The sequence below is a fragment of the Serratia proteamaculans genome (genome assembly GCF_004684015.1).
In the GTDB taxonomy this organism is placed as follows: Bacteria; Pseudomonadota; Gammaproteobacteria; order Enterobacterales; family Enterobacteriaceae; genus Serratia; species Serratia proteamaculans_F.
Genome location: NZ_SRIA01000010.1, coordinates 356,736 through 377,117, shown reverse-complemented (window position 1 = coordinate 377,117; position 20,382 = coordinate 356,736). Strand labels below are relative to the sequence as shown.

Sequence of the window (20,382 nt, the reverse complement as noted above, 5' to 3'; positions counted from 1 at the left end):
TGGCAGGGTTAACACCGACCGACAGCCGCCAAAACCCCTGGGTTATTGTCAGTAAAATCAAGCGGTGACGAGATAAAAACACGCAGACTTGCAGACAGGAGCTTTAAGCATGAAAAAACTATTGCTGGCCGCCACAGTATTAGCAGGCATCGCCTTTAACGCCAGCGCAGCCGAGACCATTCGTTTCGCCGCTTCCGCCACCTACCCGCCGTTCGAGTCGCTGGATGCCAACAACAAGATCGTGGGCTTTGATATCGATCTGGCTAACGCGTTGTGCAAACAAATGAAGGCCGAATGTACCTTCACCAACCAGGCTTTCGACAGTCTGATCGCTGCGCTGAAATTCAAGAAATACGACGCGGTGATCTCCGGTATGGACATCACGCCTGAGCGCAGCAAGCAAGTTGCCTTCACTCAGCCCTATTACGCCAACTCGGCAATTGTGATTGCCGAAAAAGGCAAGTTCAGTTCGCTGGCGGATCTGAAAGGGAAAAAGGTCGGCATGGAGAACGGCACCACCCACCAGAAATATATGCAGGACAAGCACCCGGAGATTAACACCGTCTCTTACGACAGCTATCAGAACGCCATTCTCGAGTTGAAAAATGGCCGCATTGACGGCGTATTCGGTGATACCGCCGTGGTCAATGAGTGGCTGAAGAACAATCCTCAGTTGGCTCCGGTAGGTGAACACGTTACTGATGCACAATACTTCGGTACCGGCCTGGGTATTGCAGTACGGCCGGACAATCAGGCCCTGCTAGCCAAGCTCAACAGCGCGCTGGATGCGATTAAGGCCGACGGCACCTACAAAGCCATTAACGACAAGTGGTTCCCTCAGTAACCTCGGTTCAGGGCGTGGAATACCACGCCTTGTTACCAAACATCAATATTGTCTATAGTTACCTTTGGTGCTAAATTTGATACTAAATTTAATACCAAAGGCAATACTATGATCGTCCAACCCATCCTGGCTGATTCAGCCGTCAGCATCAGCGATTTTAAAAAATCACCTAACGCGGCACTCAAAGAAGCCCACGGCCAGCCCGTTGCCGTGCTTACCAATGGGAAGATTTCCGGTTATTACGTCTCTCCTGAGACCTGGCAAGCCATTGCTGAATGTCTCGAGGATATTGAACTCGCCGAAATAGTCCGCTCACGGATGAGTGGCAAACGTATTAAGGTCAATCTGGATGACTTATAGCCTTGAATTCGAAGAATATGCACTGAAGGAATTTAAGAAATTGGCCCCGGTGATCCGGGAACAGTTCAAGAGAAAACTGGTGGCCGTGCTAGAGAACCCACTGGTTCCCGCCAATAAACTATCCGGCTTGCCTGATTGCTATAAAATAAAACTTAAGGCCTCTGGTTACCGTCTGGTCTATCGCGTCATCGGCGAGGAGATTGTGGTGCTGGTACTCTCGATAGGTAAACGTGAACGCTCAGAGGCCTATACTTCAGCCAAAAAACGCCTTTAATTACGAATCAGCAGCGTCAGTACTTCGTAATGGGCGGTATGCGGGAACATATCAAACAGCTGTACGCGCTCGATGCGGTAATCCGGCAACATCTCAATGTCTTTCGCCATGCTCTCGGCGTTACAGCTCGAATACAGAATATAGCCCGGTGCCATCTGGTTCAGATAGTCGCACAGTGCCTTGCCAATACCGCGTCGCGGCGGATTAACCAGCACCAGCTGCGGTACGCTGCCTTCGGCGGTAGCAAACCGGGTAGAATCCAGCGCCTGGAAATTGACGTGTTGCAGCCCCAGAGTTTTCGCCGATTGGCGTGCGCAGGCAATCGCCTCGGCGCTGATCTCGATGCCGGTCAGGCGTGTTTCCGGTAGTGCGCAATGCAGGCCAAATCCACCCACACCGCAGAACAGATCCCACATGCTGTCGATACCCAATGCCCGCACCCAGTCACGGGCGGTGGCGTACAGTTCGGCGGCTACCTGCGGATTGGTTTGGAAGAAGCTTTGCGGGCGGATATACAACGGCACCTGGTTAAATTGTTCTTCCAGCGCCTGTTGCTCGGTTAGCGGGATCTCACGCTCCCCTTCCATAATCGCCATATGCACCGGCTGAATATTGGCGGAAATCACCCTGAGCTGCGGCAACTGCTGTTGCAACCACGGCAGTGCGGCACGCAACTGCGCCAGCTTGCTGTCCGAACGCAGTACAAAGCGCAGCATCACACCGCCGCTGTAGGTACTTTCAGTCAGCAGCAGATACTTCAGTTCGCCGCGTTTACGCGCCACGTTGTAGGGCACCAGACCAGCGCGGGCGATAAAACTTTTCAGCACATCAAACATCGGTGAGAAGCTGGCGGGATACAGCGGACAGGCGCTCAGATCCACAGCCGTGCCGTCACGATGCAGCATGCCAAGCAACGGACGCTCTACGCTACCGCTGACCACCATTTTGGCTTTATTGCGAAATGCGCTCTGCTCGCCGGCGATCGGCTCTAGCCACTGCGCAACGTCGCAGTCGCTCAGCAGTGATTGCAGATGATGCTGTTTGTCCGTCAGCTGCTGTGGGTACGGCTTTTCCAACCACTGACAGGAACGGCAGGTGCCCGCCGTATACAAAGCGCAATGCATGAAGATAACCCTGAGTTCGGGGTGAATAATTAAGGGCGCAGAGTTTATCACTCTACGCCGTTAAAATCTCAATTGCGCGCGGCGAAATAATGGCGGCTGGTAGCGGGAACAAACAATAGTGCCAGGATGACGATATCAGGGATTTTTTGCAGGATCAGGACGTGCAAAATTTGGCCGCTGGTTTCACCTTCAACGGTAAAGACCTCTGGCAGAAAACTGCCAATGGTGGCCAACAGCAGATAACCGACCACCAGGCATTGGCAGGCCACATACACCCAGCGCCCCCAGTTGCGACCGCGCATCACCGCAAAACCGCAACTGATTTGCAGGCACAGCAATAACAGGCCAGCCAAAAAGATCAGGGTGGAATCCCAGGCCTGTGCACTGGTGCTGACGAACTCCTGAGCGCCATCGACCCCCAATTCGCCCAACAGCAACAGCACGCTGATGCATTTGATGGCCACCATCGCCGTTCCGGCTACCATCACCGGCACTGGCGCATCTGAAGTCATTCTTATTCCCTGCCTGCTGTTCAGCATGTCTGACATGTCCATGTTCCGCAACAAAACGCCACCTATACCCGTCATCTTTCAAGTTGCAGCGTTGTTACCTGCGCTCGCTGTAACTCGAAAGCTATAGGGTATATTCAAACGAGATATATAAAGTCAGGTAATCAATTGCAATACCAATAATTGCAAAAATAGCAGGTTTAATCAGACTCAGCTACGGGCAGCCTTTTGTAATTCGCGCGATCGCTGTTTTTCCGAGCGCGCCATAAACCACCATGCAATCAGGCCGATAACGCCGACTACCAGCAGGATCAAACTCGCCAGGGCGTTAATTTCCGGATTAACCCCCATGCGTACGCTGGAGAACACCAGCATCGGCAAGGTAGTCGCGCCCGGCCCGGCGACGAAACTGGCAATCACCAAGTCATCCAGCGACAGGGTAAAGGCCAGCATCCAACCGGCGATCAGCGCCGGTGCAATCATCGGCAGAGTGATCACGAAAAACACTTTCAGCGGTGTCGCGCCCAGATCCATCGCCGCTTCTTCGATAGAGCGGTCCAACTCGCGCAGACGCGAGCTGATCACCACCGAAACATAGGCAGTACAGAAGGTGACGTGCGCCAGCCAAATGGTGAACATCCCCCGTTCCGATGGCCAGCCAAAGGTATGCCCCATCGCCACAAACAGCAGCAGCAGCGACAGGCCGGTGATCACGTCCGGCATAACCAGCGGGGCCGTCAGCATAAAGGCAAAACCGGTTGAACCCCGAAAACGGCCAAAACGGACCATCACTACTGCCGCAATCGCCCCCAGCACCACCGCGGCGGTCGCCGAGGCGGCGGCGATAGTCAGGCTGAGACCGACGGCACTGATCATCGCCGAATCATGGAACAAGGCGGTATACCAGCGCGTTGACCAACCGGCCCACACCGTCACCAGCTTGGAACTGTTGAACGAGTAGATCACCAGCATCAGCATCGGCGCATACAAAAAGGTGAAACCCAACACCAAAATAGCGATACGCCACGGCGAACGCACTACCGGCAAGTTATTCATCCCTGCCCCCCCATTTCCTTGTTTTGGTGCTTGTGGAACCAGAGAATCGGTACGATCAACAACAGCAGCATGACGGTGGCCACTGCCGAGGCTACTGGCCAGTCACGGTTATTAAAGAACTCCTGCCACAGTACCCTGCCGATCATAATACTGTCCGGCCCACCCAGCAGTTCCGGGATCACGAATTCGCCGACCGCCGGGATAAACACCAGCATCGAACCGGCAATAATTCCGCCGCGGGTCAGTGGCATAATCACGCTGAAAAAGGTTTTTAGCGGTTTAGCCCCCAGATCCAGCGACGCCTCCACCAGCGAATAGTCCAGCCGCGTCAGCGCGGTATAAATCGGCAGTACCATAAACGGCAGGTAGGAATACACCACGCCGATATACACCGCCAGATTGGTGTGCAGGATCACCAACGGCTGATCGATCACCCCAGTCCATAACAAGAAGTTATTGAGGATGCCGTTATTTTTCAGAATGCCCATCCAGGCGTAAACGCGGATCAGGAACGAGGTCCACGACGGCAAGATCACCAACAACAGCAAAATATTGCGGGTTGAGGATTTGCTATGCGCCACCGCCCAGGCCAGCGGATAGCCGATAACCAGACAGCAGACCGTCGATACCGCCGCCACCTGCAGCGATTGCAGATAAGCGTCTATATACAGCGGATCGTCGGTCAGTTGCAGGTAGTTGGCAAAATTGAGCGCGATGTCCAGCTTACCCTCTGCCCAGCTCATCAGGTCAGTGTAGGGCGGGACCGCCAACGCCAGTTCCGCCAGACTGATCTTGAACACGATCAGGAACGGCAGCAGAAACAGCAGCGTCAGCCACAGCAGTGGCACCGCGATCACCAGCTTGCGGCCATGGGCCATCTGCAGACGTTGGAAAAAGGCCTTCAGCGGCCCGGGCCCTTTGGCCGGTGGCTCCGGCGGTGTGTGTTCAGCAAGCATTGTCATAATGATTATTCCTCACCTTCTCGACTCACACCGTCAACACGACACAGCTGTCGGCTTCCCAGCACAGGCGCACTTCGTCGCCCCAGGTCGGCATCCCTTTGCGGAAACGGTGACCGTTTTGCAATTGGGCGCTAATAATCTGGCCGCTGAGCAGTTTCACATGGTAGATAGACAGGTCGCCGAGGTAGGCGATATGCGCCACTTCCCCTACCGCAAAGTTGCAGCCGTCCTGCGGAACCTCCTCACACAGCATGATTTTCTCCGGCCGCAGTGCGACCTGGATCGGCACGCCGTCCACTACCGAGGCATCGGAGTCCACCTTAATCGCATGGCGCAAGCCGGGACTTTGCAGGATCAGGCCATCGTCATGACGCTCTTGCAGCACACAATCAAAAACGTTGACCGAGCCGATAAATTCGGCGCTGAAACGGCTGTTCGGATGTTCATAGATCTCTTCCGGTTCGCCGATCTGCACAAATTTGCCACGGTTCATGATGGCGATGCGCCCTGCCATGGTCATCGCCTCTTCCTGGTCATGGGTAACCATTACGCAGGTCACGCCAACACGCTCAAGAATGTCCGTCACTTCCAGTTGCATGCGGTCACGCAGCTTTTTATCCAGCGCGCCCATCGGCTCATCCAGCAGCAACAATTTTGGCCGTTTGGCCAGACTGCGCGCCAGTGCCACCCGCTGGCGCTGACCACCAGACAACTGGTGCGGCTTGCGTTTGGCAAACTCTTGCATATGCACCAACGACAACATTTCGGCGACGCGATCGGCAATTTCCGCACGCGGCATTTTATCCTGCTTCAATCCGAAGGCGATATTTTGCTCGACCGTCATGTGCGGGAACAGCGCGTAGGACTGGAACATCATATTGATCGGTCGCTGGTAAGGCGGCACGTGCGACATGTCTTGCCCATCGAGCACAATCTGCCCTTCCGAGGGCTGTTCAAAACCGGCCAGCATGCGCAACAGCGTCGACTTCCCGCAGCCAGATGGCCCCAGCAAAGCGAATATTTCGCCTTTATAGATGGTCAGGCTGACGTCTTCGACCGCGTTTTGGCCGTCAAAGGTTTTGGTGAGGTTACGGATTTCCAGCAGAGGGGTGAAGACCTTCTGCGACTTGGCTTGAGGACGAGGGATGACGTCGTTCAATCGGGGTGCTCTCCGGTGCAAACAGTACAAAAAACCACGGCGATTGCCATGGCCCAAAATGGCAACGCAGGCGGGGAGCACCCGCCTGCTGGTATGACACCGGGCTCAGCATGCTGAGCCTCTATCGATCATTTCCCGCTTTTAACTTTAGTCCAGGCCCGGGTAATCACACGATCCAGTTTCGGCGACTGCACGTTCAGCGTAAACAGCTTGGCGCGCAGATCGGCCGGTGGGTACACGTTCGGATTGTTGCGGACTTCGGCATTGACCAGCGGTGTAGAGTCCTTCACCGCGTTGGCGTAATACACGAAGTTACTGATCCCCGCCATGACGTCAGGCTTCATCAGGAAGTTCAGGAACTGGTAGGCAGCGTCCTTGTTTTTGGCATCTGCCGGCATGGCGAACATGTCGAAGTAGGTCAGTGCCCCCTCTTTCGGGATTGCATAGGCCACGTTCACGCCGTTCTTCGCTTCTTTGGCACGGTTGGCCGCCTGCATCACGTCGCCGGACCAGCCGATCGCTACGCAGATATCACCGTTTGCCAAATCATTGATGTACTGGGAAGAGTGGAAATAACGGATGTTCGGCCGCAGCTTGAGCAACAGATCGTTGGCCGCACCGGTGTAGTCTGCCGCGTTGGTGCTGTTGGGATCTTTACCCAGGTAGTGCAGCACGGTGGCATAGACTTCGCTTGGCGCATCCAGGAAGGAAACGCCGCAGCTTTTCAACTTCTCAAGGTTTTCCGGTTTGAGGATCAGATCCCAGCTGTCAACCGGTGCATCTTTACCCAGCACAGCCTTCACCTTGTCGACGTTATAGCCGATGCCGGTGGTCACCATCAGGTAAGGGATACCGTACTTGTTGTCCTTGTCGTTATGCGCCACCAGTTGCAGCATCTCGGGATCAAGGTTTTTGTAGTTCGGCATCTTGCTCTTGTCGAGCGGCTCGAAAATGCCGGCCTTCGACTGACGCTCAAGGAAATTGGACGAAGGTACCACCAGATCATAACCGGTGCTGCCCGCCATCAGTTTACCTTCCAACACTTCGTTGGAGTCAAAGACGTCGTACACCACTTTAATGCCGGTTTCTTTCTGGAATTTGGCTAAGGTGTCCGGCGCAATATAGTCGGACCAGTTATAGATGTGCAGCGTTTTTTCATCGGCTGACGCCGTGACGCTTGCCGCCATCAGCAGGCCGGCAACCACACCCGATAACCACTTTTTACGTTGGGTGACCATCCGTAACTTCCTCCAAAACAGGGGTGAATCATAGAATTGAACTTGTACCGCCACACGATACAAAACCTTTCCTGATCGAGCGCAATCGTCGCAACCACGGATTGAATGTCTATGCAGTTGATTGCATACACCTTTTTCAGTTGCCCAGCCCGCATGGTCACCAGGGGAATCGCAAGCCCTTAGCAGAATCAGCAGCATAACCGCTGTTGCCAAAACGCACCAGCCTCCGGGGATAAAACCGGCTTTTATCGATTTTTTATGCAGTTTGTCTGTATGTGATACGCCATTAATGGCATAAACGAAGAGGAATATCTGGCAGCAGAGGGTTAAACACAGAATATATTATTGCGGAAGGGAATAACGACAGCATGCCGCCGGAGGGACGGCACGCATCATGTACAGAGGGGATCAGTGCAGCATTGGCAGGCGGTCAGTCGCAGCCGTGTTATCTTCTTCGTCACCCATAAACAGCAGATCGTTCGCCCGCGCCTCGAGGATCACCATCGAGATTTGCTCTTCGCCCTGCTGCATAAAGTGGGTGAACTGCTCCAGCGTGACGCCAACGGCAATGCTCAGCGACTGGCAGACGATCAGTTTCGGCAAATTGTCGTCCTGAATATCAACAAACGCCTTAATCGTCAGCGAACTGGCGTTGATCTGGCTGAGATCGGCCACCAGCGGGATCAATGATGTCGGCTTAACTTCGGCCAGTGCGGAGAACAGGATCACGTTGTCGACCAGATCCAGCTTGGCATCAAATACGCCATCGAAATTTTGCATGTGCGGCAAGTGCAGCGCCTGACAGGAATCGCACTCAAAGAATGAAATGCCTGATTGATCCAGCCAGCGTCGCAACAACGCCAAATCAGGGACAATGAGTGAATCCATAATACCAGCCTCACAATATTCAAAACGCGAAAAGGCGCATAGCTTACGGAATATTGCCCCGCTACGCCACGATCAATGCGGCTTAATTCGCTATTAGGGTAAATATGGTCGATAAAAAGCCGCAACTCCAGCCACAGCAAGGCGAATTTTTTGCGGCAAACTTATCCGCCCGATTTCAACCTGAAACCCGGCCGACCACGCTGCTCAATATACTCAATCATCCTGCCGGCGATATCCAACCCGGTGGTGCTTTCCACCCCTTCCAACCCCGGCGAAGCATTGACCTCCATCACCAGCGGGCCACGGGCCGCACGCAGGATATCCACCCCGGCGACATCCAGCCCCAGTGTGGTGGCGGCCTTGACCGCAATAGCCCGCTCTTTGGCCGTGATGCTCACCTTGCGGGCAGTGCCACCACGGTGCAGATTGGAACGAAACTCCCCGGGTTTGGCCTGGCGTTCAATGGCGGCCACCACTTTGCCCCCCACCACCAGACAGCGAACATCACTGCCCTGCGCCTCGCGAATATACTCTTGCACCAAAATATGGGCGTTAAGGCCGCGAAAAGCATCAATCACGCTTTCTGCCGCCTGGCGAGTTTCGGCCAGTACCACGCCAATACCCTGCGTACCTTCCACCAGTTTGACCACCAGCGGCGCGCCACCAACCAACTCAATCAAATCGCCGGTGTCGTCGGGTGAATGGGCAAAACCGGTGATCGGCAAATCGATCCCCTGCCGCGCCAGCAACTGTAGCGAACGCAGCTTGTCCCGTGCACGGGTGATCGCCACCGATTCATTCAACGGATAACTGCCCAATAGCTCAAACTGACGCAGCACCGCGGTGCCGTAAAAGGTCATGGCGGAGCCGATGCGCGGGATCACCGCGTCGTAACGCTCCAATTGACGGCCGCGGTAGTGGATAGTCGGCGCGGCCGGGTTGATATTCATATAGCAAGAGAGTGGATCGATAACTTCGATGCTGTGGCCGCGTTGTTCCGCCGCCTCCACCAAGCGTTTACATGAGTACAGCGTTCCATCGCGCGAAAGAATGGCAATTTTCACTCGTCACCCCAAAAAGGCAAGCACCTGTCTGGCAGGTATCTATCCGGTGGCCATTATTCAGCCACGCGGCTCACTGTCGTTTTTATCTTCAGGCATATCAGGCTTGCGCCGATCGTTCTGCGGCGGCTGACCCCCGCGCATCAATGGGCCAAATCCCTGCACCACCCGCCAAACTAGAAATGCCGCCGCCGGCACCATCAGCGCCACGCCGAGGAAGATCATCCCCACCGCTGCCTGCTGTGAGGCCAACCAGCCGGGTAATTGCACGTGGCTATGAATGCTCAGATAGGCCAGCACCAACAACAGCATGCCCAGCCCTTCCAAAACCAGCACGGTACGCGGTAAGTCACCGAATGAACGCATATTTTTCTTCTCCAGAAGCTCTGCCTCCAGTGTAGTGAATTCCCATCGGCGGCGACAGCCCCGGCGGCTTAATCGGTTACATGAATCAGATTAACAGGTAATTCCTGCTTTTTTTTCGCCGAACCAACGGGCATAGTAAGCGCCATCAATGCGGGTAATGTTCAGGCTTAAGTCTTTTTCGACTGACAGAATGTCATTGCAGTTGCGATTAAATTATTGAATATCAATCTAAGGAGTGTTGCATGTTTGCAGTTATCTTCGGGCGCCCAGGCTGTCCTTATTGTGTCCGTGCGAAAGAGTTGGCGGAAAAACTGACTGAAGAACGTGACGATTTCAACTTCCGTTATGTTGATATCCACGCTGAAGGCATCACCAAGGCCGACCTGGAAAAAACCGTCGGCAAGCCGGTAGAAACCGTACCGCAGATTTTCCTCGATGAGAAACACATCGGCGGCTGCACCGATTTCGAAGCCTATGCCAAAGAAAACCTGAATCTGTTCCAGTAAGCTTCGGACAGAACGACAAAAAGGCGCTAAGTGCGCCTTTTTTATTGCCGTTAGCCACGATGGCACTGCCGGTAAGCCTGCAACAGACTACGCACAAACAATGCCAGCAAGGCCCCGAACACACACCAGAACACCGCGCTGGTGGCGTAAGCCAATTCCTGCCAGACCGAGGCAGACGGCGTTAGCCAGAAATGACGGATGATCAAACACAGCGGCAACGCATACAACGCCCCCAGTAGCGGGCAAAGAATGCGTTTTTTGCTTGATAGATAGCTGGCGACCACACCGGGTATCACAAACAGCAACAGGCCGGTTTCCCCCCGGTGTTCATGATCCGTGCTGCCAAATACCCCACTCTGCTGGCCGAGATACACCAGGCTGAACAGCAGAAAACAGCTTAAAATTCCCCACCAATACCGTTCACTCGCCATGCGCCCCTCCCCTTTAACCTCATTACCACACCGTAGAAATCAGCCGTGCCACAAAGCCGGTGACGCCTTGCCGTAAACCGACAACGCTAAACTGAACTTTTCCTTGGTCTAAAGAGGGTTAAATGCTTTCGGCAGGGCATGAACCCAGCTTTATGCTGGCTGTCACGCGCCATAGCGACTAGAATAAACGCCGCCGATCGATGGTTCGAATCGCCTTTCGCTGATTAGTTATTTATGAAGTCGCTTTTTGACTGAATTTATATCTTATATTTATCTATATCAAGCACTTACTGGTAAACAATAAGTTATCCTACGTGAACATAAACGTCGCTAGTTTGTTAAACGGTAACTACATCCTGTTACTGTTCGTGGTACTCGCGCTGGGGCTGTGCCTCGGTAAAGTTCGTCTGGGCTCCGTTCAACTCGGTAATTCCATTGGCGTTTTGGTGGTTTCGCTGTTGCTCGGTCAACAACACTTCGCCATTAACACTGAAGCGCTAAATCTCGGCTTTATGCTGTTTATTTTCTGCGTTGGCGTGGAAGCCGGACCGAACTTTTTCTCAATATTTTTCCGCGACGGTAAAAATTACCTGATGCTGGCGCTGGTGATGGTCGGTTCCGCGATGGTGATCGCTATCGGTCTGGGCAAGCTGTTCCATTGGGATATCGGCCTGACCGCCGGTATGCTCGCGGGCTCAATGACCTCGACCCCGGTCCTGGTGGGCGCCGGTGATACGCTACGTAATACCATCACCAATGGCCCGGCACTGCTGGCTGCGCAGGATCATCTGAGCCTCGGTTACGCCCTGACTTACCTGATTGGTTTGGTGAGCCTGATTTTCGGCGCGCGCTACCTGCCCAAGCTGCAACACCAGGATCTTTCCACCTCCGCCCAACAGATTGCCCGTGAACGCGGCCTGGACACCGACAGCCAACGCAAGGTTTACCTGCCGGTCATCCGCGCCTATCGCGTTGGCCCCGAGTTGGTAGCCTGGGCCGATGGCAAAAATCTGCGCGAGCTGGGTATCTACCGCCAGACCGGTTGCTATATCGAACGTATCCGTCGTAACGGTATTTTGGCCAACCCGGACGGCGACGCAGTATTGCAGGTGGGCGACGAGATTTCGCTGGTCGGCTACCCGGATGCCCATGCACGACTGGATCCCAGCTTCCGCAACGGCAAAGAAGTATTCGACCGCGACCTGCTGGATATGCGCATCGTCACCGAAGAGATCGTGGTTAAAAACAGCAATGCGGTGAACAAGCGCCTGAGCCAGTTGAAGCTGACCGATCACGGTTGCTTCCTCAACCGGGTGATCCGCAGCCAGATTGAAATGCCTATCGACGACAGCATTGTGCTCAATAAAGGCGATGTGCTGCAGGTCAGCGGCGACGCCCGCCGGGTGAAAAGCGTGGCAGAGAAGATTGGCTTTATCTCGATCCACAGCCAGGTGACCGACCTGCTGGCATTCTGCGCCTTCTTTATCATCGGGCTATTGATTGGCCAGATCACCATTCAGTTCAGCAATTTCTCGTTCGGCATCGGTAACGCCGCTGGATTGCTGATGGCCGGCATCATGCTCGGCTTCCTGCGTGCCAACCACCCGACCTTCGGTTACATTCCGCAGGGGGCGCTGAACATGGTGAAAGAGTTTGGCCTGATGGTGTTTATGGCCGGTGTCGGCCTAAGCGCCGGTGCCGGTATCGGCAACAGTCTGGGAGCCGTTGGCGGCCAGATGCTGATCGCCGGGTTAATCGTCAGCCTGGTGCCGGTAGTGATTTGCTTCCTGTTCGGTGCCTACGTGCTACGCATGAACCGCGCCCTGCTGTTCGGCGCGATTATGGGGGCCCGTACCTGCGCGCCGGCAATGGAAATTATCAGTGATACCGCACGCAGTAACATTCCTGCGCTGGGTTATGCCGGCACCTACGCCATCGCTAACGTATTGTTAACCCTGGCGGGCTCGTTGATAGTGGTGTTGTGGCCGGGGATCCTCGGCTAACCGATAAGCAACCAAGATGAATCAGTGGCAAAAATATTTTGAAATTTTTATCCCCGGTGAGAACTTTCCTTTCGGGGGGTAGTCTTAATTAGTGCCACTGCTTTTCTTTGATGTCCCCATTTTGTGGAGCCCGTTAGTCCCGCCTATTTAGGTTCAAGACTAGCGGGTTTTTTATTGCCTGAATAAACGCCGCAGGGGCTAAATCACAGGGTTTGCGAGTGGTTACCCCATTTAGACATGTCCTGATGGGAAATATTTCCACCGCACACCACCATTCCAATCACGGCACTAGCGGGTAGCTTGGGAGCAATGGCCATAGCCGCAGGTATCAGTGTCCCTGATGCCAGTTCACCCCATAACTTCGCCTCTTCACCAAAGGCGCTCATCCCTATTCACTAACCCGGTCGATGGTAGTTGCCGGGGCACTTTGCTGCATGAATAAAAATGTTTTACCCACCTTGCGGACTCTGTCAATAAACTCCAGTTTGTTTATAAATACGTCCCTCTCCACAGTGAGTATTTACCAGCAACTGCGTCCCTTTTCTCCACTACCCCTCATATTCGGCACTCAACTCTTTCAACTTATTCACCAACCAACGGCCAGCGGGGCCTGGGGGGTTGGATGAGTTAACGGCTACCGACATTGGCATTAAGAAAAACTCTTCCGACATGTCCTTTATTTTTAGTGGAGTAAGTCTTTTCTCTTCTATATCTTGCCTTATCCTTTGATAAGGCATACTCCCCCAACCGAGCCCCGCCAATAAAAGATCCCTCTTCACCGATAAATCCGTTAACTTCCATACCTTTGGCGAAACCACACCAAAGCTCAAATCTTTAGAAGCGTTGGTTTTATCAATTATTATGAGTTGAATATATTTGCTGACTTCTTTTCTTGAAAGATTTGAGCTTTTTAATGATAGCGGGTGAGTATTGGAAGCGACAAAAACGTGGGATGTAGACAATAAGAAATCGCAACTAATTGAAGCTGGTAACTCAGGCAGGAAGCCAATTATCGCTATCTGACATGACTTTTCCAATAAAGGCTGTACCGTGCCCCCTAACGCATTGACCGTAATATTAACAGCGACACTCTCATAATTTTCGTGCAATTCATTAATTGCCGCCGTTAACACGGCAGTCGGGAACATAATATCGACAACCAGAGATACCTCTGACTCCAGCCCTTCCGATATTTTCTTTGCCGTGGTCTTAAAATCATTAACCCTATTAATGACCTCCATTGCCTCTATAAATAAAATATTTCCTTCAGACGTTAACGTAGGGTAGCGCGACTCCCTGACAAAAAGCTTCACCCCGACTTGTTGCTCAAGATTAGAAATAGTGTGGCTCACAACGGATTGACTACGCCTTAATTTTCGCCCCGCAGCACTAAAGCTGCCTTCCGTTGCAGCCGCTATAAAGGTACGGAGTTGATCAAGGCTAACAGTTTCCAACATGTATCCTCCTTTTAGATACATACTATCGAAAAAAACGGGGTACCGCATCTTGTAAAAACAAAATAGTATCGGCTTACACATCAGATAAAAAATGAAAATTATGTTTATAAAAGCAAGGAAGGCTCTCATAACAGTCGCTATCTTGGCAGCCTTAAGCAGCACGAGTGTTTTCGCCTCAGTCATTGCGAATGACGCTCTATCTCCCAGCCTATCGGATACCGCTAATATGTTAAAAAATAACAAGGAATTAATTAACAAATTTTATGATGCTTTTAAAACCGGTGATAAATCCATTATCTTGAGTTACGTCACCGACGATTTCATCATGCATGTGCCAGGAAAAGGTTTAAATGCGGGGGAATATTGGGGAAAAGCAGGATTCACCAAGTTCCTCACCAATATTGAAAATTATTCTGGCGGAGACTTTTCCCTATCCGTTCCCAGCCTGGCGATTAATGAAGACACCATTTTCACCCGTGAACACATCACCATGAATCGCAAGGAAAATCCCAATGAAAAGTGGTTCTTACGATTTATCATGGAGTATCGCATTAAAGATGGCCTGATCTCGGAAGCCTGGACCATCCCGCAGGATCCTATCGCATATGACGCATTTTGGACCCCAAACTCTCAGTATATTGAAACAAGGCCCACAGGGTTTAGTCCAAAAACGGTCGATATTTCAGATAATGATCCCTTTACCGACGCTATTGATAGCTTACAAATAGTCAGAAAGTTCTATCATTATTTTTGGAAGGGTGATCTGCTCTCCATGTCAAAACTGACAGGAAAAGACTTTGAGTTTTATACACCTGGCAGGAGTAACCTGGCGGGAAGGTATAAAGGATGGCATGGATATGAAACCTTCAGAGACAAATTGATTGCCACTGTTGCCGGCGATAAATACAAATTGGAATGGGGTGGCTATGCCGCATCCAAAAATGATGTATTCGTCAAAGAATATATTCGAATGAATACCAGCTGGGACAAAGAAGTTAAGACGAGTTTTGTCATACTTCACTACACCATGAAAGAGGGGAAAATAGCCAAAATAGAAGACACCCCGGTTAACGCCCTCGAGTACGATGCTTTATTCACAAATCCCGTGACCGGAAAATAAAAAATACCGGCTGGTGAGGTTATCGCCAGCCGGACAGATTTGCAGCCCACCACTTAGCCACGCTAATGGTTAGCACGCATCCGTATTATTTCTGCTCTGCTTTACTCACGGTGTCTTCAGCTTTCCACACGCGGTATTTCACTTCCACGTCTTTCGGTGCGTAGACCACGATCGGCAGGCGGCTGTTGTAGCGTTGCATCGCAGCATCACCCAGATTGGCGGCGATAAATTGCTGCTGTTTGGTATTGTCCGGGCAAGCCATCATGGTGGAAGCCGGTTCGGACAGTTTTTCCAGCACCAGATAGTTGTAGCCCCAACCGGAAAGGGTTTTGGTTTCCAGAGTGCCACCAATCATATGGCGGTTGCAGTCTACTTCCAGCGTTTTGCCGATCAGCAGTTCAACCTTGAAATTCTCTTCGTGTTCCTGCTTCGGCAGGTAAATCACCTGACGGTTCATGCCCTTTTCGGCTTTCGGGTAAGGCGCGACTTTTTCCAGCGGTTGTTTGCTGATATCGGCGTCTTCAACAGAGGTAGCAGCAACAGCGCTGGCGGAAGCGGCCATTAGCAGGCCGGAAAATACAACGGAGACCTTGTTCATGTTTTATCCCTATCATTATTAAATGCTCAGGGCATAAGCTAATACACTACCGATAACCCCGCCAGTAGTTTAATCTTCTTTACAATAAGCCATGGTCAGTGACAATACTCCGCCACCGACCATTAGTTAGGATAAATCATTAACGAGTGGCATTTTTGGCGATGTAGGCCTTCACCACCAGATACCCGTCCACTGTGCCGTGCCAGAAGCACCAGCCGATAATCCACCTTTCGCTTTCTCAACCTCAACCCGCTGGGGTATTAAGGTTTTCTTAAGACAGAATTATTACAGTGGCATCATCCATTAATGTCACCGAGCCTGCGCGTGAACCCAAAACCTTCATTAAATCAATCCTCAACAACACCTCAAATTAAGACTAACGCCCTTTACTCCCTGTCGGCATCCTTTTACCGTTGGCAAGTTTTGGGATTGGTAGTCAGTGGTTTGTTGTTCCTTTGGCTGTCGCGTAACGAACAACTGGACTGGGCTGTCAGCAACTACTGGTTCGACGCCGCCAGCGGGCATTTTCCCTGGCAGAACAATCACTGGCTGGACTTGATTAACCACCGCCTGCTGAAAATTGGCGTGATTACCGGTGCGGTGCTGGCGCTGTTTTGGGGTATTTACCGCCGTAACCCGCGCATGATTGTCACCATGTTGCTGATCGGCATTGGCCCATTGGTTGTCGGCATTCTTAAAGCCACCAGCGCACATTCCTGCCCGTGGGATTTGATCGAATACGGCGGCAAGGCGATGTCCTACCCACTGTTCGGCGCAATTCCGACAGAGCCCGGGCCGGGCCGTTGCTTCCCTGGTGGCCATGCCTCCAGCGGTTTTGCGGTGATGGCACTGTTTTTCCTGTTTTATCCGCAACGCCCGCGCCTGGCTTACTGGTGCTGGTTCGGCGGTATTGCGCTCGGCATGCTGATGGGTTTTGGTCAGGTAATGCGCGGAGCACATTTTCTTACCCATAACCTGTGGGCGGGTTGGTGGGTTTGGCTCAGCCAACTGGCTGTTTATTGGATGGTGAGCGGGTATCTCCGCCGCAAGACGAGGTAAATATTATGGAGCAGTTGAATTATCTTCTTTTCGCCTGGATCAATGCGACCCCGGCGTCCCCCGAGTGGTTGATTGATATCGCCACCTTTTTGGCACGCGATCTGATCGCTATCGTACCTATGCTGATCATTGGGTTATGGCTGTGGGGGCCGCAGAATCAACTGGTATCGCAGCGTCAAGTGGTGGCCAAGACGACAATTGCTCTGCTGTTCGCCATGCTTGCCTCCGCGACCATTGGCATGCTGCTGCCGCACGAACGGCCGTTTGTCGCCGGCGTCGGTTATACTTTCCTGGCGCATGCGCCGGACAGTTCCTTCCCCAGCGATCACGGTACCGCCATCTTCACTTTCGCTCTGGCCTTTTTGTTCTGGCATCGGGTCTGGTCAGGCATTTTATTGCTGGCAGTCGCGGCCGGCATTGCCTGGTCGCGCGTCTATCTGGGCGTGCACTGGCCGCTGGATATGGTAGGTGGCTTCCTGGTCGGCCTGGTCGGTTGCCTGTTTGCTCAACTGGTGTGGAACTTGTTTGGCGATATCATTGCCACCAGATTGACGCGCCTGTACCACTTCCTGTTCGCCTTCCCGATCCGCAAAGGCTGGGTGAAAGAGTAAACCTGTATTTTAGCAGGGGCACTGCGCCCCTGCTGTCACACTACCCCGGTTGTCACACAGAACTCACGCGTTTTCCCCGCCCCGAGCATTATCTTCGGTGATTCACTTTGCCCTTGCGGGCTGCAGGTGGCCGGTTGAATGAACCTGAACAGGCGCTGATTTCCCTGCTGTGTCATGCGGCGCAGGCCATAATTAAACTGCTCGGTGGAGAAACGCGTAACATATCGCCTCCCTTTCGACGCCAACATATAGAACTCGGCCTGATCAACATACAGTGACAAATCGTCCGAGTACTGTAGCCCTTCTTCGGTGACACACCCCGGTGGCATCAGCGCCGGCGTCGGCAAGTTCTGCCTGAACACCGCTGCAGGAATACAACCGTAATTAAGCTGGCAAACATAACTTAGCGGCAGCGGGTGGTCGGCAAGGTTGGTGATTTGCATATCAATGGAGAATTGAGCACTCTCCGCCGTCAAACGGACCGCCGGACGCAGCCGACAATGCTGATGGGCAGATTCCCCACTGCCGTACAGCGTCAGCGTATCGCCCTCAACCTGCAACCAGACAAGCTGCATATCTGATAATAAACCGCCCTGGGGTGACCAGGGGGAATGAAAGGCCACACTGTCCTCCGGCTTGCCTCCAAGCGTTTTGACACTGCGACGACCCGACTTCAACGAGTAGCCATCAAAATCAGCATCCCAGATCGTCAGCGCGCGGTATGGCAATACGCCCAATGAGCCACGGCTGTTTGCCAGTGTCAGCATCGGCCCTGTGGCAGCACAGTTAAAGGCAGTGACGACAAAATCCGCATTGCGGAAAACTTCATACGGTTGCGCTCCGAACTGCTCTGGCGCCAAATTTATTATCATATCCATACTTCCCCCTGGGTGTTCACGCGAGCTATCCCGCGACCAACGCCAAAATGTTACTTAAATAACATTTATCTCACCCTATGTTATACGTTAAACAGCTAAAAAACGATGATCTGGCATTCATTTTTAAACACCACTATGTTTATCGCTGATGGAATGTTATTATTCTAACATTACTCACATCCTGCTTTGATAAAACCTTAATAAGGAATCGAGATGACTACCGAAAACATTGATTACGCTCGCTATGTCGATCACACCCTGCTGGCGATGGATGCCACTGAAGAGCAAATCGCCAAACTCTGTGAAGAAGCACAACAACACAACTTCTACGCTGTCTGCGTTAACTCTGGTTACGTGCCATTGGCTGCGCACCTGCTGCAAGAAAGCGAAGTGAAAATCTGCTCGGTGATTGGTTTCCCACTGGGTGCCGGTCTGACAGTAACCAAAGCTTTCGAAGCTAAAGCAGCGATTGCTGCCGGCGCGCAGGAAATTGACATGGTGATCAACGTGGGTTGGCTGAAAAGCGGCCTGCTGGATGAAGTTAAAGCCGACATCGCCGCAGTGCGCGAGGTTTGCGCGGCGATCCCGTTGAAGGTAATATTGGAAACCTGCCTGCTCAGCGATGCGCAGATCGTTCAGGTTTGTGAAATGTGTCGCGAACTCGATGTGGCCTTCGTTAAAACCTCTACCGGCTTCAGCACCGGCGGTGCTCGTGAAGAGCACGTCAAACTGATGCGCGCGACGGTGGGCAGCGAGATGGGTGTTAAAGCATCCGGCGCCGTGCGCGATCGCGCAACCGCCGAGAAGATGATCAAAGCAGGTGCAACTCGTATCGGCACCAGCTCTGGCGTAGCAATCGTTTCCGGTGATCAGGCTGCTACCGGCAGCTACTGATAACCTGAGGCGTCTGAGTACCGGGCGCACGCCGAGATAATCTGATGCGGGGTAATAAGTCCAGCCGATGGCTGCGCTCCTATTACCCCGCATTTGTGTGTTCAGCCCTGGAGAAACTCTCTTAACCCTGTGGGAAGACAGACTGATGGAAACGCGGCGCGAAGAACGTATCAATCGATTAGTCCAGGCGTTAAAGCGCTCTGACAAGATCCACTTAAAAGAAGCCGCCGTCCTGTTGGGCGTGTCAGAAATGACGATTCGCCGCGATCTCAGCGCAGAACCGGCCGCCGTGGTTCTGCTCGGCGGTTACGTGGTGGCCGACCCGCGCAGTAACGGCGTGACCCACTATTTTGTTTCCGATCAAAAAGCCAAGCAGGTCACGGAAAAACGCCGTATCGGCTTGCTCGCCGCGCAGCTTATCAGCGAAAACGACACCGTATTTTTCGATTGTGGCACCACCACACCGGCGATCATCGACGCTATCGCTGACGATCTGACCTTCACTGCGATTTGTCACTCGCTCAATACCTTCCTGGCGTTACAGGACAAACCGAACTGCAAGGTGATCCTGTGTGGCGGGGAATTCAAACCGAACAACTACATTTTCACCGCCGTCGGCCGCCACAGTGAGCTGGATCATATCTGTCCCAATATCGCCTTTATCTCCGCAGCCGGCTTGAGCCTGCAGCATGGCGCAACCTGCTTTAACTTTGATGAACTGGAGATGAAGCACCGGGCGATAGCGATGTCACAACAAAAAATCCTGGTAGCCGACCACAGTAAATTCGGTAAAACCAAACCGGCCTGCATCGGGCCATTGACCCAATTCGACCGGGTGATCACCGATCGCCAGCCCGACGCGGAATTTGCGGAATTTTTCAGCGAAAACGCGATCGCCATCCGTTTTTAATCTGCACCCTGCCGTCGACCCCGGTCGGCGGTGTTCTTCAATCCCCCCTTCTATCCCGGCAAGATATCGGGCAA

The 20,382-nt window shown here is 52.8% G+C and carries 23 protein-coding genes; 10 read left to right on the top strand and 13 right to left on the bottom strand.

Annotation, left to right across the window (positions count from 1 at the left end; genetic code table 11):
- The first annotated feature begins 109 nt into the window (after positions 1 to 109).
- The 3 genes from artJ (at position 110) to E5C26_RS08405 (ending at position 1,478) form a co-directional block, all read left to right on the top strand.
- Positions 110 to 844 (top strand): arginine ABC transporter substrate-binding protein, encoded by a 735-nt coding sequence (gene artJ / locus E5C26_RS08415; RefSeq protein WP_012006085.1) that lies wholly within the window; start codon positions 110 to 112, stop codon positions 842 to 844.
- A gap of 108 nt (positions 845 to 952) precedes the next feature.
- Complete coding sequence (locus tag E5C26_RS08410; RefSeq protein ID WP_012006084.1) at positions 953 to 1,204, top strand: prevent-host-death protein; 252 nt, start codon at positions 953 to 955, stop codon at positions 1,202 to 1,204.
- Positions 1,194 to 1,478 (top strand): type II toxin-antitoxin system RelE family toxin, encoded by a 285-nt coding sequence (locus E5C26_RS08405; RefSeq protein WP_135315881.1) that lies wholly within the window; start codon positions 1,194 to 1,196, stop codon positions 1,476 to 1,478. Before E5C26_RS08410 ends, E5C26_RS08405 begins: the two co-directional genes overlap by 11 nt.
- Here E5C26_RS08405 and rlmC read toward each other — a convergent pair.
- The 9 genes from rlmC to E5C26_RS08360 all read right to left on the bottom strand — a co-directional run bounded on the left by rlmC (position 1,475) and on the right by E5C26_RS08360 (position 9,841).
- Positions 1,475 to 2,602 (bottom strand): 23S rRNA (uracil(747)-C(5))-methyltransferase RlmC, encoded by a 1,128-nt coding sequence (gene rlmC, locus E5C26_RS08400; protein ID WP_135315880.1) that lies wholly within the window; start codon positions 2,600 to 2,602, stop codon positions 1,475 to 1,477. The genes E5C26_RS08405 and rlmC overlap by 4 nt on opposite strands.
- Positions 2,603 to 2,670: 68 nt before the next feature.
- Positions 2,671 to 3,150: a YbjO family protein gene (locus E5C26_RS08395; RefSeq protein WP_135315879.1), complete on the bottom strand. Its 480-nt coding sequence runs from the start codon at positions 3,148 to 3,150 to the stop codon at positions 2,671 to 2,673.
- A gap of 171 nt (positions 3,151 to 3,321) precedes the next feature.
- Positions 3,322 to 4,167 carry a putrescine ABC transporter permease PotI gene (gene potI / locus E5C26_RS08390; RefSeq protein ID WP_135315878.1) on the bottom strand — a complete coding sequence of 282 codons (846 nt, stop codon included), beginning with the start codon at positions 4,165 to 4,167 and terminating at the stop codon, positions 3,322 to 3,324.
- Entirely contained in the window at positions 4,164 to 5,129 is a 966-nt protein-coding gene (gene potH, locus E5C26_RS08385; RefSeq protein WP_135315877.1) for a putrescine ABC transporter permease PotH, read from the bottom strand. Before potH ends, potI begins: the two co-directional genes overlap by 4 nt.
- Before the next feature lie 25 nt (positions 5,130 to 5,154).
- A complete protein-coding gene (gene potG, locus E5C26_RS08380; protein ID WP_135315876.1) occupies positions 5,155 to 6,288 on the bottom strand; it encodes a putrescine ABC transporter ATP-binding subunit PotG in 1,134 nt (377 codons plus the stop codon).
- 128 nt (positions 6,289 to 6,416) lie between these two features.
- Positions 6,417 to 7,526 carry a spermidine/putrescine ABC transporter substrate-binding protein PotF gene (potF, locus tag E5C26_RS08375; RefSeq protein WP_135315875.1) on the bottom strand — a complete coding sequence of 370 codons (1,110 nt, stop codon included), beginning with the start codon at positions 7,524 to 7,526 and terminating at the stop codon, positions 6,417 to 6,419.
- Between the two features lie 408 nt (positions 7,527 to 7,934).
- On the bottom strand, positions 7,935 to 8,414 hold the full coding sequence (locus E5C26_RS08370) for a YbjN domain-containing protein (RefSeq protein WP_135315874.1): 480 nt from the start codon (positions 8,412 to 8,414) through the stop codon (positions 7,935 to 7,937).
- 161 nt (positions 8,415 to 8,575) lie between these two features.
- Entirely contained in the window at positions 8,576 to 9,478 is a 903-nt protein-coding gene (gene rimK / locus E5C26_RS08365; protein WP_135315873.1) for a 30S ribosomal protein S6--L-glutamate ligase, read from the bottom strand.
- A 57-nt stretch (positions 9,479 to 9,535) separates the two neighbouring features.
- Positions 9,536 to 9,841, bottom strand: a complete 306-nt coding sequence (locus tag E5C26_RS08360) for a YbjC family protein (protein WP_135315872.1) — start codon at positions 9,839 to 9,841, stop codon at positions 9,536 to 9,538.
- A gap of 242 nt (positions 9,842 to 10,083) precedes the next feature.
- Between E5C26_RS08360 and E5C26_RS08355 the strand changes: the two genes are divergently transcribed.
- A complete protein-coding gene (locus E5C26_RS08355; RefSeq protein WP_012006074.1) occupies positions 10,084 to 10,347 on the top strand; it encodes a GrxA family glutaredoxin in 264 nt (87 codons plus the stop codon).
- 50 nt (positions 10,348 to 10,397) lie between these two features.
- Here E5C26_RS08355 and E5C26_RS08350 read toward each other — a convergent pair whose 3' ends face one another.
- Entirely contained in the window at positions 10,398 to 10,778 is a 381-nt protein-coding gene (locus tag E5C26_RS08350; RefSeq protein WP_135315871.1) for an inner membrane protein YbjM, read from the bottom strand.
- A 314-nt stretch (positions 10,779 to 11,092) separates the two neighbouring features.
- On the opposite strand from E5C26_RS08350, the gene E5C26_RS08345 reads away from it, so the two are divergent.
- The gene (locus E5C26_RS08345) at positions 11,093 to 12,781 is read left to right on the top strand and encodes an aspartate:alanine antiporter (protein WP_012006072.1); all 1,689 of its coding nucleotides are present in this window, start codon (positions 11,093 to 11,095) and stop codon (positions 12,779 to 12,781) included.
- A 548-nt stretch (positions 12,782 to 13,329) separates the two neighbouring features.
- Here E5C26_RS08345 and E5C26_RS08335 read toward each other — a convergent pair.
- Complete coding sequence (locus E5C26_RS08335) at positions 13,330 to 14,238, bottom strand: LysR family transcriptional regulator (protein WP_167796631.1); 909 nt, start codon at positions 14,236 to 14,238, stop codon at positions 13,330 to 13,332.
- Between the two features lie 91 nt (positions 14,239 to 14,329).
- On the opposite strand from E5C26_RS08335, the gene E5C26_RS08330 reads away from it, so the two are divergent.
- Positions 14,330 to 15,358 (top strand): nuclear transport factor 2 family protein, encoded by a 1,029-nt coding sequence (locus tag E5C26_RS08330; protein ID WP_135315869.1) that lies wholly within the window; start codon positions 14,330 to 14,332, stop codon positions 15,356 to 15,358.
- An 85-nt stretch (positions 15,359 to 15,443) separates the two neighbouring features.
- Here E5C26_RS08330 and eco read toward each other — a convergent pair whose 3' ends face one another.
- Positions 15,444 to 15,956, bottom strand: coding sequence for a serine protease inhibitor ecotin (eco, locus tag E5C26_RS08325; protein WP_135315868.1), 513 nt, complete (start codon positions 15,954 to 15,956; stop codon positions 15,444 to 15,446).
- A 306-nt stretch (positions 15,957 to 16,262) separates the two neighbouring features.
- Between eco and E5C26_RS08320 the strand changes: the two genes are divergently transcribed.
- On the top strand, positions 16,263 to 17,015 hold the full coding sequence (locus E5C26_RS08320) for a phosphatase PAP2 family protein (RefSeq protein WP_135315867.1): 753 nt from the start codon (positions 16,263 to 16,265) through the stop codon (positions 17,013 to 17,015).
- 5 nt (positions 17,016 to 17,020) lie between these two features.
- Complete coding sequence (ybjG, locus tag E5C26_RS08315; protein ID WP_135315866.1) at positions 17,021 to 17,626, top strand: undecaprenyl-diphosphate phosphatase; 606 nt, start codon at positions 17,021 to 17,023, stop codon at positions 17,624 to 17,626.
- A 35-nt stretch (positions 17,627 to 17,661) separates the two neighbouring features.
- Here the strand turns inward: ybjG and E5C26_RS08310 are convergent, their stop codons facing one another.
- Positions 17,662 to 18,504, bottom strand: a complete 843-nt coding sequence (locus E5C26_RS08310) for a hypothetical protein (RefSeq protein ID WP_135315865.1) — start codon at positions 18,502 to 18,504, stop codon at positions 17,662 to 17,664.
- A gap of 213 nt (positions 18,505 to 18,717) precedes the next feature.
- Here E5C26_RS08310 and deoC point away from each other — a divergent pair, with 213 nt between their 5' ends.
- A complete protein-coding gene (gene deoC, locus E5C26_RS08305) occupies positions 18,718 to 19,398 on the top strand; it encodes a deoxyribose-phosphate aldolase (RefSeq protein WP_135315864.1) in 681 nt (226 codons plus the stop codon).
- A 145-nt stretch (positions 19,399 to 19,543) separates the two neighbouring features.
- Positions 19,544 to 20,308 carry a DNA-binding transcriptional repressor DeoR gene (gene deoR, locus E5C26_RS08300; RefSeq protein WP_135315863.1) on the top strand — a complete coding sequence of 255 codons (765 nt, stop codon included), beginning with the start codon at positions 19,544 to 19,546 and terminating at the stop codon, positions 20,306 to 20,308.
- Positions 20,309 to 20,382 lie beyond the last annotated feature (74 nt).

What these genes read in the sequence shown, in the direction of transcription:
- artJ (WP_012006085.1), top strand. Translation starts at nt 110, where the DNA reads ATGAAAAAACTATTGCTGGCCGCCACAGTATTAGCAGGCATCGCCTTT.
- E5C26_RS08410 (WP_012006084.1), top strand. Translation starts at nt 953, where the DNA reads ATGATCGTCCAACCCATCCTGGCTGATTCAGCCGTCAGCATCAGCGAT.
- E5C26_RS08405 (WP_135315881.1), top strand. Translation starts at nt 1,194, where the DNA reads ATGACTTATAGCCTTGAATTCGAAGAATATGCACTGAAGGAATTTAAG.
- rlmC (WP_135315880.1), bottom strand. Translation starts at nt 2,602, where the DNA reads ATGCATTGCGCTTTGTATACGGCGGGCACCTGCCGTTCCTGTCAGTGG.
- E5C26_RS08395 (WP_135315879.1), bottom strand. Translation starts at nt 3,150, where the DNA reads ATGTCAGACATGCTGAACAGCAGGCAGGGAATAAGAATGACTTCAGAT.
- potI (WP_135315878.1), bottom strand. Translation starts at nt 4,167, where the DNA reads ATGAATAACTTGCCGGTAGTGCGTTCGCCGTGGCGTATCGCTATTTTG.
- potH (WP_135315877.1), bottom strand. Translation starts at nt 5,129, where the DNA reads ATGACAATGCTTGCTGAACACACACCGCCGGAGCCACCGGCCAAAGGG.
- potF (WP_135315875.1), bottom strand. Translation starts at nt 7,526, where the DNA reads ATGGTCACCCAACGTAAAAAGTGGTTATCGGGTGTGGTTGCCGGCCTG.
- E5C26_RS08370 (WP_135315874.1), bottom strand. Translation starts at nt 8,414, where the DNA reads ATGGATTCACTCATTGTCCCTGATTTGGCGTTGTTGCGACGCTGGCTG.
- E5C26_RS08360 (WP_135315872.1), bottom strand. Translation starts at nt 9,841, where the DNA reads ATGCGTTCATTCGGTGACTTACCGCGTACCGTGCTGGTTTTGGAAGGG.
- E5C26_RS08355 (WP_012006074.1), top strand. Translation starts at nt 10,084, where the DNA reads ATGTTTGCAGTTATCTTCGGGCGCCCAGGCTGTCCTTATTGTGTCCGT.
- E5C26_RS08350 (WP_135315871.1), bottom strand. Translation starts at nt 10,778, where the DNA reads ATGGCGAGTGAACGGTATTGGTGGGGAATTTTAAGCTGTTTTCTGCTG.
- E5C26_RS08335 (WP_167796631.1), bottom strand. Translation starts at nt 14,238, where the DNA reads ATGTTGGAAACTGTTAGCCTTGATCAACTCCGTACCTTTATAGCGGCT.
- E5C26_RS08330 (WP_135315869.1), top strand. Translation starts at nt 14,330, where the DNA reads ATGAAAATTATGTTTATAAAAGCAAGGAAGGCTCTCATAACAGTCGCT.
- eco (WP_135315868.1), bottom strand. Translation starts at nt 15,956, where the DNA reads ATGAACAAGGTCTCCGTTGTATTTTCCGGCCTGCTAATGGCCGCTTCC.
- E5C26_RS08320 (WP_135315867.1), top strand. Translation starts at nt 16,263, where the DNA reads ATGTCACCGAGCCTGCGCGTGAACCCAAAACCTTCATTAAATCAATCC.
- ybjG (WP_135315866.1), top strand. Translation starts at nt 17,021, where the DNA reads ATGGAGCAGTTGAATTATCTTCTTTTCGCCTGGATCAATGCGACCCCG.
- E5C26_RS08310 (WP_135315865.1), bottom strand. Translation starts at nt 18,504, where the DNA reads ATGGATATGATAATAAATTTGGCGCCAGAGCAGTTCGGAGCGCAACCG.
- deoC (WP_135315864.1), top strand. Translation starts at nt 18,718, where the DNA reads ATGACTACCGAAAACATTGATTACGCTCGCTATGTCGATCACACCCTG.
- deoR (WP_135315863.1), top strand. Translation starts at nt 19,544, where the DNA reads ATGGAAACGCGGCGCGAAGAACGTATCAATCGATTAGTCCAGGCGTTA.